Origin of the sequence: Leptospira mayottensis 200901116 (assembly GCF_000306675.2) — a bacterium.
Taxonomy (GTDB): Bacteria; Spirochaetota; Leptospiria; order Leptospirales; family Leptospiraceae; genus Leptospira; species Leptospira mayottensis.
Genome location: NZ_CP024871.1, coordinates 750113 through 763975 on the forward strand (window position 1 = coordinate 750113; position 13863 = coordinate 763975).

A 13863-nucleotide genomic window follows, 5' to 3' on the forward strand; every position below is an offset into this window, starting at 1 on the left:
AAGCCTTAAGAAAAATCGGTTACAATCCTTCCATAAGTTTGTAATAAAATGTAGGAGTTCCCACAAATTACGTCCCTTTGGTGGTTTATGAACTTTCTAACGGACTTTATTATTGTTAAACTCCCACAGGAGTTTTTGCGTCTGAGGTTTTAGGACAAACTCTTAATCTTGTTTTAAATCAGATTCAATATGATTGAATCAATATCGAATTTACGAAAAAATTTGATTGAGACTGCTGCGGCTTTCACCTAGATCTTAACTTATATTCAGTAAATCATTCTATGAGTACTTTCAAGCATTTTTTAACATTATAATAAACTTCATCTTTTTATAATTTAAATTTTTTCGTTTACTGAATTTTTCCCAAGAAGATACTCATCTTAAATCGATTTTGAAAGTGCATTACTGATGGAATATTTGCAAAAAACCGAAAGAGAAATGGATATCATCACTTCTGTTGAACAGAAGAATCATGTCATTGCAAAGTATCTCTTAGAACAAGAACTCACTTTTAAAATTTATCCCTTTGATCGAAAGGCGGTGATTAAAAAAATTATAGAAGAGGGCGGAAAGATTCTCGTTCAATTTTTGAATGTGGAAAATTTTCAGAAAGGAAGTTCCTTTACCCTCTATATGATTCTCGCAAAATACATTGAACTGGAATGTATCTTTCTTCAAAAATTGGAAAATTCGCTTTTTATTGTTAAGGTGAAAAAGCTTGCGATCGCGAGGAAAAATAGGGATAATCAAAGATTTACGGTAGAACCAGGGGCTATGTATGTGACTAACGTGGTATCTTCTAAAGCCATAATCGAAGCAAATATGTTCAGTATTCCGACCTTGGTCAAAGTAAATTTTGAAGACTATAAGAATCGTCTCAAACAAAAAACGGAAGATATCGTGGACATTGATATTTTCAAACCAGACTTGGATCGTAAATTTCAAATCGTTAAAAAAACGCTCAAATATCTTCTTATAGAAAATACCCAAGATGAGAACTCTTATAAAAATGGTTCTCCGGTAAGGATCAATTATGAAAAGGAAGTGGACGACGATCTATCTTCCTGCATTAAAAAATATAAAGATCAGCAAATCATTTCCGAACTGATTGTTCCGATCATCTATCTGAATCTCGAACAAGAACAAATCCCGATCGGTTACTTTTCAATACAGAGCAAGGAACAAGAGCTTACGGAAAAATACGTTCTAGAACTTCAATCTCTTGCTAACGAAATGGTAGATAGAATCAAAGAGTCGAATACGATGAAAACAGCCGAACATTTTCCGATCCTTAACGCTTCTAGGGCGGGAATCAGTGTTAAGATCGAACACCCTCATCTGATAGAAACTTTGCCGAAACAAGACGATTTTGTGTTCGACATCTTTTTTAAGATGCAGGCCCCGTTTACGGTTCACGGTTTGATTCGTTGGTTGGCCAAGGACGAAAATAACCACCTCATTTTAGGGATCGAACTCGCTGGGAAGTCGGATTTACCGGGAGAAAGAGCCCGTTACGAATCAAACATCGAATCTTTGTCTAAAGAATAATTGATGGATCGGAAAATTCTAAAATTGGGTCTGATACGGATCTAAATACTCGTGATCCTTTCTCCAGGGACGTAGTCCGTGAAACTCCACTCCCGCCGCTTGTTTTGCGTTTAGAACGGTTTCTTTTCCACGATGACGTATAACGCACTTCACGTTACCTATGTCACTTTGCTCAATGTATCTAGGACTTCCGTCCGGATCTCGATAGATATAACCGGCGATTTGATCCTTATCCATTTCGCTTTCCACCGATATCTCATAGTCATCAAGACGTGTTTTGAAACGAAGTTTCGGATATTCTACTTTTGTCGAACTTCTTAGGGAACGAAAGATGGAATGCTGATGGATCGGAATTCCATCTTTCAGAAGAGTGACAAAGGTCAAAGTCGGAGTAAACGGCTGTGGACGAACCGTTGCGATTTCCATCGACCAATCGTCCGGATCGTTGTCGAACTTAGGAACGAAGGTCCAGAATAATTCGGAAACTCGGTTTGTTCCCCAGATATGATTGAAATGTCCATTCGCATTTTGGAATGTGAATTTTCGGTTTGCAAGTCGGATCCAACCGGCAACCTCTGTAAAAGGGGAAGAGACGATACTTCTCGTTTTGGGAATCGGAGTTTTTTCCAACCAGCGCGGAAGATGTCCGGTGGGTTCCAACTTATGTCTGAATTCCAAATCCCAAGCTAGATCTTCCGACTTTGGGGTTTGAATTTTGCCGCGCATGTGGTCGGGTCCTACGGATGCTTCCGGAAATTCGATTGCATGTTCCTTGATCAGAACGTCCTCATAGGGAAAAGACTGCACTGTAGTTCGATGATTCTTCGGGTTTTTACGATCAAATAAAGACGCCCAAAGTGTTCCCATCGGAATCAGATCGCGATTGTTTCTAGGATTGAGAGTGGAATATCTCACCCAAAAAGCCTGGTCGTTTTCAGGAATGAGAACGGCCGCAAACCAGATTTCGAATCTGGGTTTTACAAAACTCGCCGCGAATTTTGAAATAAAACTTTCTCTTAAGTTCATTTTTTGACAACATCCCAGCGAGCTTTTTTGAATCGAAAAAATTTAAACTCGACTTTTTTTTCTTTCCTTTAGGTATTCGATCACCGCAGGCATGACAGAAATAATAATAATTGCAAATATTACAATTTTAAAATTTCTTTTTACGAATTCCAAATTCCCAAAATAATACCCGCCCAGAATGAAAATAGAGATCCAGAGAATTCCGCCTATGACATTATATGTAATGAATTTAACGTAGGTCATCGTCCCGATTCCGGCGACAAAAGGGGCAAAAGTGCGTATGATCGGAATAAATCTTGCGATGATGATCGTTTTTCCTCCGTAGGTCTCGTAAAACCGATGTGCCTTTTCCAAATGTTCCTTTTTGATCATAGGTATTTTTTCTTTTTCTAATATCTTTTCTCCCGTAAAATTCCCGATCGAATAATTTACGGTATCCCCTAAAATAGCGGCAATGATGAGAAGAATTAATGTGCTTCCTAAATCCAAAGAACCTCTCGCAATAAACGCTCCTACGGCAAAAAGTAGGGAGTCTCCGGGAAGAAAAGGCGTTACTACCAAACCGGTTTCCGCAAAAATAATCAAGAATAGAATAACGTAAGTCCCGTTTTGATACGTCTGAATGATTGCATCCAAATGTGTTTCCAAATTTAAAAAGAAATCGAAAAAAAACTGAAGAGTTTCCAAATTACCTCCCTTGTTCGAAAGAACGAGGCCCTATTATTGAATTTAGGATAGGATTTATCCGAGAGCGGGTAAGTCAAACGCGTAAAACCCTAAAAAAGCAAACGTTCTTTTTCCGAATTATAACGAAAAATTTTTGTCGGATAGTTCAATCGGATCGAATTTGAGGAGATACCTTTTCGATCCGGTTTGATTCTTGCGTCGAACTCAACCTCGTCCCCTAATTGAAGATTCATGGTTTGAAATTTTCGGGATAAATAAAACAACTGAGATTGGATTATCGATTTTCCAGAAATCAAAAGACAAATATCCTGCAATAGAATTCGGGATTGTTCCGGATTTTTATGATGTAGGATAGACCCAACCATTCCACGAAAGCGGGTTCTTTTGCGAGGAAGAATGTGAACTGAGTTTTGCGCCGTCATTTTATCTTATAACCTTTCTTCCGTAGTATTTCTGAAAAAAGAAGTTTGATTGGACTCAAAGTTTAACCGATTGGAATCCTGAAGAATATCGTTTTATATATCATGTGTTTGCCAAGTCTAAAAATTCAGTCCCGAAAAAACTTTAAGAGTTGTTCTAAAACTTTCAGGGTCAGATTGATTGTGGAAAAGGAAATGAGCTTCCAGACAAACTCCAATTCAAGATCAAGAATTTTCTAAAACGATTCCTATAAGAATTGTTTCCGATTGATTTAAAGAAATCTTATACTGCTCGGACATATAGAAATCATATTATGATGAGCTTATTTCAAAATTCAGAATATTCTTTAAAAAGTCGGTAATTCTAGATTGCGCGCAATTTTTGAGCCTTCTACATCTTTGAAAGATCAACGGTTAATTTTTGGCGCTTTTTTCATACGTTTGGATGGTTAGATACTAAAAAACATTAAAGAAGTTGAATTTTCCCTTTCCAAGATTTGAAATCCGGAGCCGTATTTGTAAGAGGAAAAAAATGAATAAGAAAGTTCAGGCCCAAAAAACGGTGATTGAAAAGAACGTAAGATTTATACAAGTTGTAGCTGCAGCGAGCTCCGGAAAAATAAACAGATGATAGGGATCGTTGAACAAATCTTGGTTGAAGCCTAGAAATGTCTTGATGATCTTTCCGTGAGTGGGACAATCAATATCCGATGTTCAGTAAGTCTTGGAGAAATAATTGGGAATCGGTTGTTCCTTTTTTACCATAACAACTTAGACAAAATGGCGCCCCTTCTGGGCTTGAAAACCTTAAAAGAAATCAGTTACAATCATTCAATAAGTTCGTAATAAAATAATGAATCAGTTTTCGATTCTTTTTAAGAAACGTCATTGATCACAGTATTGCTGATAATGCCCTTATTTTTGTGTATTAGCGCTGATAATTCAACTAATGGATGTTAAGTCCTCGGATTGCAATATGATTTCGATACTTAACATCCATTATAGTTTTTAAACTAGGTCCTTACTGTAACGTGCACCTGCCTCCTGAACACTGATTTACTAACGAGCTGATTGGATATCTTCCTGAACCTCTTCTGTCGTCTCCTTCTCCAGTGCAATCCCTGTTAGAAACCATGAGGCCAAAGGCACTTTCGTAAGCCCCCACCGGCTGTATAGTTGTAAGTACCGTCAGAGTCCTGTCTGGTCCTTCCAGATTGGCAATTACCTCGTCCGGATTTGTCATAGGTGTTAGAGATTGCCTGTAGTCGTTAAACGATATCGTAGGTGTGTTTGTTCGAATTACCACTAACCCCTGAGAGGTCCTAAGAATTGGAACGGCATGTCCCGAAACAGTTCCGTTTGCACGTCGTCTTCTCATTAACGCCAACCAAATACTTCCAGGAGGGGAATTTATGAGTGATCTGATATGAGATAGCATTTCAGGCCGAGTAGTGATTGGAGAAGAGCTTTCCCATTCGTACTGAGGCATCATAATCGTAGTGGATGCGAATGCCAGAACTCTGCCTCTGTTACTGTATGTTACAGGCACGTTTGTCAGTAACCTGTACAATTCCCGATAACGTATGCTAAACGAGATAAAAGGATCCCTATCAGGAGCTGTATCGAAGAAGTAACCTCCACTCTGAAGAGGTCTTTGAGAATGATACTCTTGGAGTTCTGCTAACATTTGAAAGCTATGAATTAGGCAAACGCCGCACGCCCCGATCCGCTGGGGTCTGTAACCAGGCCTCGCGGATTCGTATGTGGCTGATCTAGCTATGTCGTAGAGCCTCCTAACCCAATCATCAGTTAATTGAAAGTCGGATGATAAGTTCCTCTTTACTCTTTTATATGCATCGTTTTTCTTATTGCCAGCTGGACAGTACTGTTCCGTATTTCCAAGATTACCGGTTGTGTAACGTATCCAATTCAATAAATCTTTATCAACAATAAACAGAGACGTAGGACTATGAGTAGTAACTACTTCCAAATAAGAGGGTTTAGCTGCATAAGCAACACCCCAATTCGGTCCGGCCTTGACAACTCTAAGTATGTTGCCTTGATAGTCTGTGATCATCCCTCCTTCTATTGTCTCAAAATATACGTTCCAATAAGCGGAATTCTCCTTGTTACTGACAGGCACATCATTACACGGTGCCCAGTAAACCCAATTCCAATTATATTTACCTACTTTAGAATACATACAGGAGAGAAGCCCGTTAGCAGAATTGTATTCAGCAAGATGTCCATTTTCGGGGTTGTAATAGATAGGCGTGGTATTTCTATCTGAACCTCCTGAATGAATAAAGTAGCGGCTAGCTATGTTATTCCAAAGTCCATCGCCCCAATTTGAATCCCAAGCTATGAAAGTTTGAATGCTAACGTTTCCAGGAGTAGCCACTGTCTTAACCCACTCATTCATCGTAGAGTCTAAGGTATGGTTGTAGTAATCCGTAGAGGTTCTTGAGATATACGCAAACCAATTCACGTCCTTCAACTGATAACGCCCATCCGCAGTCCAAAAGGCGTTATTCTTTACTATCCATCTCTGTTGAGGATTATTGATAGTACAAGGTCTGAGATTCACATAATCCCAGTTCACTTCTCCTTTAATTACTTTTTCTGAAGTAGTAATACATAGCCACGTGTTATTAATGTAATAAGAAATTCTTTGAAACACGTCGTATCTTGCTTTAGGAGTCCTATCACCACACTGTTCAATCTGGATGTAACTTTCATTATGGCTAAACATAGGAGAGTAACAATAATTCCTCCCATTATGTGCAACGATTTTGATAGATTTGTCATTTGGTTTATCAGTAGGCTTTTGAATAATCGAACCTGAGATACCATTCGACGAAATAGAGTTCCCTCCGTAAGTAAAACTAACCCCAATTGAAACTAACAAAACTACCGTTAGAACTATCCAACGACCCATTCTTACCTCCTTTTTTTTGAAAAATTAAGACGTAACATTTGCACCCTTAAGGATATGAAACAAACATACATTCCTCGCAAATCTTGTCTGAACCGGTTTGCTGATAAGCGGAACTATCGGATTGAGTGGAAAATATACTACGTCACTTTTTGTTTCTCAATGAAAACAAAACTTTTCATTTTTTAGAATATTCTAATTAAAAGAAATGAAAAGATGTTTTAATATGAACACGTTGTTCAGTCTTTATAAAATATCAAATAAAAATTAATTCTATATAAATCTAATAGGTCTTTGGAACTTTAGTGATATTTAATGTGAATAAAGCGATTACTCAAGTGGATCGTCTAAACAAAAAAAAATATAAAAAAGACATTAATGCGAAAATAAAAATAATTAAATTCAATTTTGACTAACTTAATCCTGAGTAAAAATATAAAAATAACAACATTATATTTAAATATTCTAAAGTAATATTTATGCGCCAATCTGAGAGTTATTTTCGAATTATCGGAACGTCAACCCGCTTTCAATTATAAAGCCGTTCTATGCCCTAAGGCGGACATTTTAATTCAATAATTTATTTCAAATTTTGTTTTACACGACTTTGCCGCAGTCTTAAAGTTTTCTATAATTTGCAAAACGTTTGGAACTATGTATTTGGGTTTAGAGCTATCGATCCGATGCGTATTATCTGAATTTAACTTATTCAACACGTTCGCTTATTCAAAAAGGAAACGTCTTCGGAAAAATTGATTTTCACTTAGAGCCGGTCTCAAAACTGGTTGTACTTTTGAATCGTAATTATTTACTTGTGAAATGGACAAATATTATTCAGAGATCCCCGATGCACTTTGGGAAAAAATAGAACCATTAATCCCAAAAGTTAGGGCAAATCTCCAAGGAGGTCGCAATCGATTACCTACAAGAGTGGTAATGGCGGGGATCATCTATCGAATGAAAACAGGCTGTCAGTGGCGGGCAATTCCGAGTAACTTCGGATCTGGTCAAACTTGTCACAGAAGATTCCAAGAATGGGAGCGAGCGGGAGTATTCAAAAAGGTTTATAAATCTATTTTAAAATATTATGATGTGAAGAATAAGATAGCATGGGACTGGGCCTCGATGGATTCCGCAATTGTTAAAGCTCCCAAAGGGGGAGTTTAACCGGCAAAAACCCTACAGACCGCGCCAAATTAGGGGTTAAACGGCATATTCTTACGGATGGAAATGGAATTCCATTGGCCATAACATTGAGTGGAGCCAATGTTCATGACAAGCATAACGTAAAAGAGACTTTAAATTCAATCCTGATTTTTTCCGGTAGAAGAAAAAAGAAACCAAAACATCTCTGTCTTGATAAAGGATATGACTTTAAAGATACGGAAAAATTAATTAGAAGAAGAAATATCCGGCCTCACATTCGAAGAAGAGGCGAGAAACCATTGATCGGTAAATATAAAGGAAAGCCTCGAAGATGGGTCGTTGAAAGAACGAACAGTTGGCACAATCGATTCAGGGCTATCCTTATCCGGTGGGAAAGAAAATCTGAAAATTATATGGCTTCTCTTTACCTCGCGAGCACTATTATTGTTTTCAATTTCTTTAATAGATAGTTTTGAGACCGGATCTTAGGCTCCGCAAACCGTTTCCTTTTAAAACCGCGTCTTTAGAATCCTGTGATCTGTAAGTTTGCAACTTGCAAAACGCGGTCAAAGAAACCAAAGGAATTTTTACGATCCAAGTCAAAATAACTGAAACCAAAATAAACAAATCCTGTAAGAAGGCGGAAAAACGGATTCTATCTCTTGCTTGTAAATTCGCGGGACTGCAAACGATTGCAGAAGTAATCGGCAATCGCAGAAAACAGATTGAATGAGTATCCCTATTTTTAGATACGATTCTTCTTTTCGGTTTCAAAGAAGAGTTATTACTTGTTTTCTAAACCAATTAAAAACATCAAAAAAATTGAATTTTCTCTCTTCGAAATTTGAAATCCAGAACCGTATCTGTAAGAGGAGAAAAAATGAAAAAAGAAGTTCAATATAGCCCTGCCCAAAAAGCAGTGATCGAAGAGAAGGAACGATTCGTACAAGTTGTAGCTGCGGCGGGTTCTGGAAAAACAAGCACAATGGTAGGAATCATTGAACGAATCTTGGTTGAAAACCTGCTTCCAGAAGAATCTATCTTAGTTTTAACATTTTCGAGAAAAGCGGCCAAAGAAATTTCGGATAGGATTCAAAGGTCTACCGAGAAAAACTCCATACGGGTCCAGACGTTTCACGCATATTGTTTGTATGTACTGGGTCGCTGGCATCCTAGATTTATAGTGCAAAAACCGAAGATCCTTCCGTTGGAAGAGAAAAATCAATTCTATCGTAAATTCTTAAAAAAGGAGCGAAACATAGTTGGAGGGATTCCCTACGAACTTTTTTGGGCGGAGAATATTCCTTATATCCGAGAGAATTTTGCCGAGTTCAAAGAGAATCTCGAATTCGCTTATCAAAAATACAAAAAGGAAAATGGCTTTTTAGACTTCGATGATCTGGTAAGAATGTTATTGGACGGTCTTCGAAATGAGGAGGAATGGACTCATAAATCTAGAAATATACTTCGAAAAATCATTGTAGATGAATTTCAAGATACGGATTTAGAACAACTTGAGTTTCTTCAGTTGTTATCCCGGAGCGCGTCAATCGTCGTTGTAGGGGACGACAGCCAAGCAATCTATAGTTTCCGGGGAACTGCACCTGGGGCGTTTTTAAGTTTTCAAAAACTTTTCCAACCTTGCAAGCTTCATTTTTTAAATACGAATTATCGGTCCTTACCGGAGATCGTTCAAACGTCTGCGATTCCTATCCAAAAGAATCGGGAAAAAATTGAAAAAGAAATTTTTCCTTCGCGTCAAGGGAAAGCTTGCGTTGGTAAGATTTTCATGGAGGGGATCGTCGATCTAATTCCGTATTTAATTCGAGCGATTCCTTCGTCCGAAATGGACTTGAAAATATTATGTAGATCGAATTTTAGAATTAGCGAATATATTAGAGTTGGAATTCCGAAAGATTACCTTATGACGATTCATTCTAGTAAAGGTTTAGAGTTTCATACCGTTTTTGTGGACGTTGCAGACGGTTGGAATGTAAGACCCGATTCTCCTTTGGAAACGATCGAAGAGGAAAGAAGGATCCTTTACGTCGGTTTATCGAGGGCAAAAGATCGTTTGTTGATTTTGGGAGCAGCTAAGAATTCGAGAAGAGAAACGATTGAAAGCGAGTTCTTCCATTATTTTAAAGGTTTGAAAAAGATAGAACCCGAGGATTTATCGAAGTAAATAACGCGATTTCGATATAACAAATGCAAAAGCGATTGAAGCGGGATCGACAAATTGGAATGACGAGAGAATTACATTTTTCGAGCGATTGATCAATTTGTTGGTCAGAGTGGAAAACACGGGCCATTGTTTCTATGAAATTCGTGCCTAAACTTTCTTATGCTAAATTCACGTTATATGAAATGTCTTATTGTTCTTTACCAGTCGATCGGAAAATAATCTTTTAAAAATTTACCGCACCAATGTTTTCCGGTGAGAATTCCGTCAAAGAACGGATCGCAAACTCTTGCCGCACCGTCGACGATATCCAATGGAGGTTGAAAATCGTGAAGATCCTGTTTTTTTTGGGACAACTCGATCGGGTCTTCGTCGGTTACCCAGCCCGTGTCGACGGCGTTCATATAAATCCCGTCTTTTGCAAAATCACTCGCGGAAGTGTGCGTAAGCATGTTCAATGCGGCTTTTGCCATATTGGTATGAGGATGTCTGTCCTCTTTTTTGAAACGATGAAATTTTCCTTCCATTGCGGAAACGTTTACGATATGTTTTTGTCCCGTGTTTTTTCTTCGCATAACGGAAACAAGGCGATTACAAAGAACAAAGGGAGCGACCGCGTTTACAAGCTGGACTTCCAGCATCTCCGAGGTCTGAATTTCACCCAATTTAAGTCTCCAACTGTTCGTTTTTCTAAGATCAATCTGTTGAAGATCCGCATCCATTTGACCTTCGGGAAAAACCGTCTCTAGTTCGAAAGAATTATCGTGGGAATACGGGATTTGAGAAAGCCGTGCCGAAGAACGGATTCCTACTCCGGGTATTTTTCCGTTCCAACTTACGGGAAGCGCGGATTCGTCGGCAAGATTCATTCCTCCGAAAGATTCAAGTTTTCGTTTGCAATCTCTATGAAGTTTCAGGAGTTGACTCGCTTCTTCCGGTATATCATGAAAATCTAATGATTCGAATTTCATCAGATGAGTATAGAATCCGGGAGGTCTACGAACCGTCTGGGCCGCGTTGTTGATGAGAATGTCCAAACGATCCACGGTTTGTTCTATATAACTCGCAAAAAGTTCTACACTTGGAGTATGTCTTAGATCCAAACCGAAAATCTGAAGGCGATCAGACCAACTGGAAAAATCGCTTTCTTTAGAAAATCGTAATGCAGCATCGATGGGAAAGCGAGTGGTCGCGATCACGGTCGCGCCGGCTCTTAAAAGCATTAGGGTCGCTTGATAACCGATTTTTAATCTAGAACCGGTGATCAATGCGACTTGACCGTGTAAAGACGCGGTTTGAAATCTTTTCTTATAATTCAATTCTCCACATGGCGGGCACATGGCGTCGTAGAAGAAATGAAGCCGGGTATATTCCTTTTTGCAAATGTAACAATTGCGAGGTGAAGAAAGTTCTGGTGCGTTCTCGCTTTTCCAGATATCAGTTCGATCGGTGATTTGCAGAGGCGCTTTAAAGACTGGGGTTGTTCGCGCGGTTCGAATTCCGGTTGCCGCCCTCGCTTTTCTTTCCTGAGTGACGATCTCTTTTCTTCTGGAATGTTTGATCGTTTTGTTTCGAATCCGAATTTCATTCCGATCGGGTCGGGAAATCCTACCCGCAACAGTCATCAATGCGATTCGTTCTTTTTCGGGAATAGACGTTAACAGTTCGGGATTTTCCGTTAATGATTCAAGAAGCCGGATACATTCTTGAATTTCATCAATGGCCGGTTTGTTTTTGCCGTTTGTTTGAGAATCGCTCATACCGATATGCCTGTTTTTTAAAGGAGAATCCTCTTTCCAACTATACCTCAAAAAACAAACTCTTGAGCAACTCTATTTCCTAACTCTGCAATCCTATTGTACCTGATTGTTTCTGATTTGGAGTTGGGCCTTCACGTGTTTTACTACTCGGACGCATGAAAAGAATACTGTAATAATAAGCTTGTTTCAAAAGTTAGAATGTTAGATTTTCTTCAAAAAAACGACAATTCTGGATCGACACAATTTTGTGAAGACTTCTACGTCTCTGTAAAAAATGCCTGTTAATTTTTGGTATCATCTTTATGCGTTCGAGTAGTAAAACGGAGTTTCAAAACGAGGATTGAAATATATCCTTGTTAAAACCTGAGAGTCTCGACGATTTTTTCCTTAAAAGGGTTTTTGTTTCTTCACAAACCAAAGCTTTAGAATTTTATGAATGAAAGCGGACGGGTTAGGTCTATAATTCGGATAACGATGTTCATGAAACAAAGAAGAATGGAAATGTCCTAAAGACCGGTAATCGGTCGACAGAAGATAAAATTCATAATCGTAAAAAAATAGGAGTCGGCTTTATATTATTTTGAACTATTCTGAGAACGAACCTTTCATTGCTAAACCAAGACAAAGATTTTTGAATATAAAAACTATTATCTTTACATTTTGTGTGATTCTTTTTTTTATCGAAAATACAATTCAAACAAAGTGCAAATAACGGGTCGTTTTTCAAATCAACGTCTTTTCCGAAACTCTGATTCCTACATAGTAAGGTATCGTGTTTTAAGACGAATTCCTAATGTAGAGGAGGAGTTTTAGACATCTACTATGTGGTTCTTTGAATAAAATCGAAATAAAAGGTCAACCGTCTAAAACAAAAGTGTACAATCGCATGAACAATCTAAAACAAAACATAACGTTTGCAAATGATGAAGGAATGAAAAATATCCTGAATTGGTTAACCAGCCCGGAATCCAGAGCCTTGGAAGCAAAGGAACTGATAGAGATGCTGAATCGAAATATTATAGAGGCGGGAGTTCCGGTTTGGAGATTCTTTACAAGTATTCCCACTATGCATCCCGAAGTGATGGTGCGTTCTCTCATCTGGACGAGGGGAGAGGAGACACAAGTATTATTCATTCCTCATGAGGGACTTAAACAGCAACAATACAAGGACAGTCCTATCTATCTCATTCGGGAAGAACAAAAGGATTTCATTCGTTGCAAGCTGACTGGCCCCGACGCGGATCTTTCGTACCCGATTTGTGTCGATTTATACGAAAAAGGCGGAACGGATTATTGTATTTTCGCCTCCGTATTCGGAACAAATGTTCGAAGCGCTATGTCCTGGAGTACGGATGCTCCCGGAGGTTTTTCGGACCAACAAATCGAGTTCCTGAATTCGATTCGAAACGTTCTCTGCTTACGTCTGGACCTGGAATCCAGAAAATTCGCCATCAACGAACTTTTAGAAGTATATCTAGGTTCCAATGCATCTAAAAGAGTTTTGTCGGGAGAATTTAGAAGAGGGACCGGTGAAACGATGTATGCTGCGATTCTTTGTGCGGATTTAAGGGACTTTTCCTATTTGAGCGAAAACAATTCTCCCAAAAAAATCGTGGAAATTTTGGACAATTACTTCGAACTTACCGCGCAGCCGATTCAAGAAGAAAAAGGGGAAATTTTAAAATTCATCGGAGATGCGATTCTTGCCGTTTTCCCCGCGGAAACTGACCCGAATCAAGCCTGTTTAGCGGCTTTGAATGCTGCTCAGAAAATTAAGAATTCTGTAATGCGATGGAATACGGAACATCCGGATTCCCAAATTCATCTGGGTATGGCTCTGAATGTTGGAGACGTAGTTTACGGAAATGTTGGCGCAAAAGACAGACTTGATTTTACCGTGATCGGAAATGCAGTCAATCAGGCCTTTCGAGTAGAGTCTTTGTGCAAGGATTTAGGAAAGAATATCCTTACCACCGAAGAATTTACGATCAAAGCCGGAAAAGAAAATTTCGAATTTATAGGAGCAAAACGACTTAAAGGAATTAGTGGAGAAAGGAATATTTATTCTCCTAAGCACGACTAATACCTAAAACGTGTAAACTTCTTAGACAACGCCGTGGTTCACAGGCTCTTCGGGGGTATTTAAAGAATTGTCGATCG

11 protein-coding genes and 2 pseudogenes are annotated in these 13863 nt (G+C 38.7%); 6 read left to right on the forward strand and 7 right to left on the reverse strand.

Annotated elements, in window-relative coordinates; genetic code table 11:
• Positions 1-408 precede the first annotated feature (408 nt).
• Entirely contained in the window at positions 409-1548 is a 1140-nt protein-coding gene (locus LEP1GSC190_RS03450; RefSeq protein WP_002761462.1) for a DUF1577 domain-containing protein, read from the forward strand.
• Positions 1549-1566: 18 nt separating this feature from the next.
• Here the strand turns inward: LEP1GSC190_RS03450 and LEP1GSC190_RS03455 are convergent, their stop codons facing one another.
• The 3 genes from LEP1GSC190_RS03455 to LEP1GSC190_RS03465 all read right to left on the reverse strand — a co-directional run bounded on the left by LEP1GSC190_RS03455 (position 1567) and on the right by LEP1GSC190_RS03465 (position 3683).
• Positions 1567-2574: a hypothetical protein gene (locus LEP1GSC190_RS03455; protein ID WP_002761590.1), complete on the reverse strand. Its 1008-nt coding sequence runs from the start codon at positions 2572-2574 to the stop codon at positions 1567-1569.
• Positions 2575-2616: 42 nt separating this feature from the next.
• Positions 2617-3261: a DedA family protein gene (locus LEP1GSC190_RS03460; protein WP_004281204.1), complete on the reverse strand. Its 645-nt coding sequence runs from the start codon at positions 3259-3261 to the stop codon at positions 2617-2619.
• A gap of 89 nt (positions 3262-3350) precedes the next feature.
• A complete protein-coding gene (locus LEP1GSC190_RS03465) occupies positions 3351-3683 on the reverse strand; it encodes a hypothetical protein (protein ID WP_004281107.1) in 333 nt (110 codons plus the stop codon).
• 529 nt (positions 3684-4212) lie between these two features.
• Between LEP1GSC190_RS03465 and LEP1GSC190_RS03470 the strand changes: the two are divergent.
• A pseudogene (locus tag LEP1GSC190_RS03470) lies at positions 4213-4340 on the forward strand (UvrD-helicase domain-containing protein); the annotation flags it as partial.
• A 361-nt stretch (positions 4341-4701) separates the two neighbouring features.
• Here the strand turns inward: LEP1GSC190_RS03470 and LEP1GSC190_RS03475 are convergent.
• Positions 4702-6618 (reverse strand): DUF1561 domain-containing protein, encoded by a 1917-nt coding sequence (locus LEP1GSC190_RS03475; RefSeq protein ID WP_002761438.1) that lies wholly within the window; start codon positions 6616-6618, stop codon positions 4702-4704.
• Positions 6619-7196: 578 nt separating this feature from the next.
• Positions 7197-7378, reverse strand: a pseudogene (locus tag LEP1GSC190_RS20970) (hypothetical protein); the annotation flags it as partial.
• Between the two features lie 56 nt (positions 7379-7434).
• On the opposite strand from LEP1GSC190_RS20970, the gene LEP1GSC190_RS20555 reads away from it, so the two are divergent.
• Both LEP1GSC190_RS20555 and LEP1GSC190_RS20560 read left to right on the forward strand, forming a co-directional pair.
• The gene (locus LEP1GSC190_RS20555; RefSeq protein ID WP_002724411.1) at positions 7435-7782 is read left to right on the forward strand and encodes an IS5 family transposase; all 348 of its coding nucleotides are present in this window, start codon (positions 7435-7437) and stop codon (positions 7780-7782) included.
• 47 nt (positions 7783-7829) lie between these two features.
• Positions 7830-8231 carry an IS5 family transposase gene (locus tag LEP1GSC190_RS20560; protein WP_036036267.1) on the forward strand — a complete coding sequence of 134 codons (402 nt, stop codon included), beginning with the start codon at positions 7830-7832 and terminating at the stop codon, positions 8229-8231.
• Here the strand turns inward: LEP1GSC190_RS20560 and LEP1GSC190_RS03490 are convergent.
• Complete coding sequence (locus tag LEP1GSC190_RS03490) at positions 8221-8535, reverse strand: hypothetical protein (RefSeq protein ID WP_004281117.1); 315 nt, start codon at positions 8533-8535, stop codon at positions 8221-8223. The two genes, LEP1GSC190_RS20560 and LEP1GSC190_RS03490, sit on opposite strands and share 11 nt — an antisense overlap.
• Before the next feature lie 106 nt (positions 8536-8641).
• On the opposite strand from LEP1GSC190_RS03490, the gene LEP1GSC190_RS03495 reads away from it, so the two are divergent.
• The gene (locus tag LEP1GSC190_RS03495) at positions 8642-9946 is read left to right on the forward strand and encodes a UvrD-helicase domain-containing protein (protein ID WP_002761640.1); all 1305 of its coding nucleotides are present in this window, start codon (positions 8642-8644) and stop codon (positions 9944-9946) included.
• A gap of 197 nt (positions 9947-10143) precedes the next feature.
• On the opposite strand, the gene LEP1GSC190_RS03500 is transcribed toward LEP1GSC190_RS03495, so the two are convergent.
• On the reverse strand, positions 10144-11703 hold the full coding sequence (locus LEP1GSC190_RS03500; RefSeq protein WP_002761570.1) for an SDR family NAD(P)-dependent oxidoreductase: 1560 nt from the start codon (positions 11701-11703) through the stop codon (positions 10144-10146).
• An 886-nt stretch (positions 11704-12589) separates the two neighbouring features.
• Here LEP1GSC190_RS03500 and LEP1GSC190_RS03510 point away from each other — a divergent pair.
• Positions 12590-13786, forward strand: a complete 1197-nt coding sequence (locus tag LEP1GSC190_RS03510) for an adenylate/guanylate cyclase domain-containing protein (RefSeq protein ID WP_002761588.1) — start codon at positions 12590-12592, stop codon at positions 13784-13786.
• Positions 13787-13863 lie beyond the last annotated feature (77 nt).

Coding starts and splice junctions, on each gene's coding strand:
- LEP1GSC190_RS03450 (WP_002761462.1), top strand. CDS start 409: ATGGAATATTTGCAAAAAACCGAAAGAGAAATGGATATCATCACTTCT.
- LEP1GSC190_RS03500 (WP_002761570.1), bottom strand. CDS start 11,703: ATGAGCGATTCTCAAACAAACGGCAAAAACAAACCGGCCATTGATGAA.
- LEP1GSC190_RS03510 (WP_002761588.1), top strand. CDS start 12,590: ATGAACAATCTAAAACAAAACATAACGTTTGCAAATGATGAAGGAATG.
- LEP1GSC190_RS03455 (WP_002761590.1), bottom strand. CDS start 2,574: ATGAACTTAAGAGAAAGTTTTATTTCAAAATTCGCGGCGAGTTTTGTA.
- LEP1GSC190_RS20555 (WP_002724411.1), top strand. CDS start 7,435: ATGGACAAATATTATTCAGAGATCCCCGATGCACTTTGGGAAAAAATA.
- LEP1GSC190_RS03475 (WP_002761438.1), bottom strand. CDS start 6,618: ATGGGTCGTTGGATAGTTCTAACGGTAGTTTTGTTAGTTTCAATTGGG.
- LEP1GSC190_RS03465 (WP_004281107.1), bottom strand. CDS start 3,683: ATGACGGCGCAAAACTCAGTTCACATTCTTCCTCGCAAAAGAACCCGC.
- LEP1GSC190_RS03495 (WP_002761640.1), top strand. CDS start 8,642: ATGAAAAAAGAAGTTCAATATAGCCCTGCCCAAAAAGCAGTGATCGAA.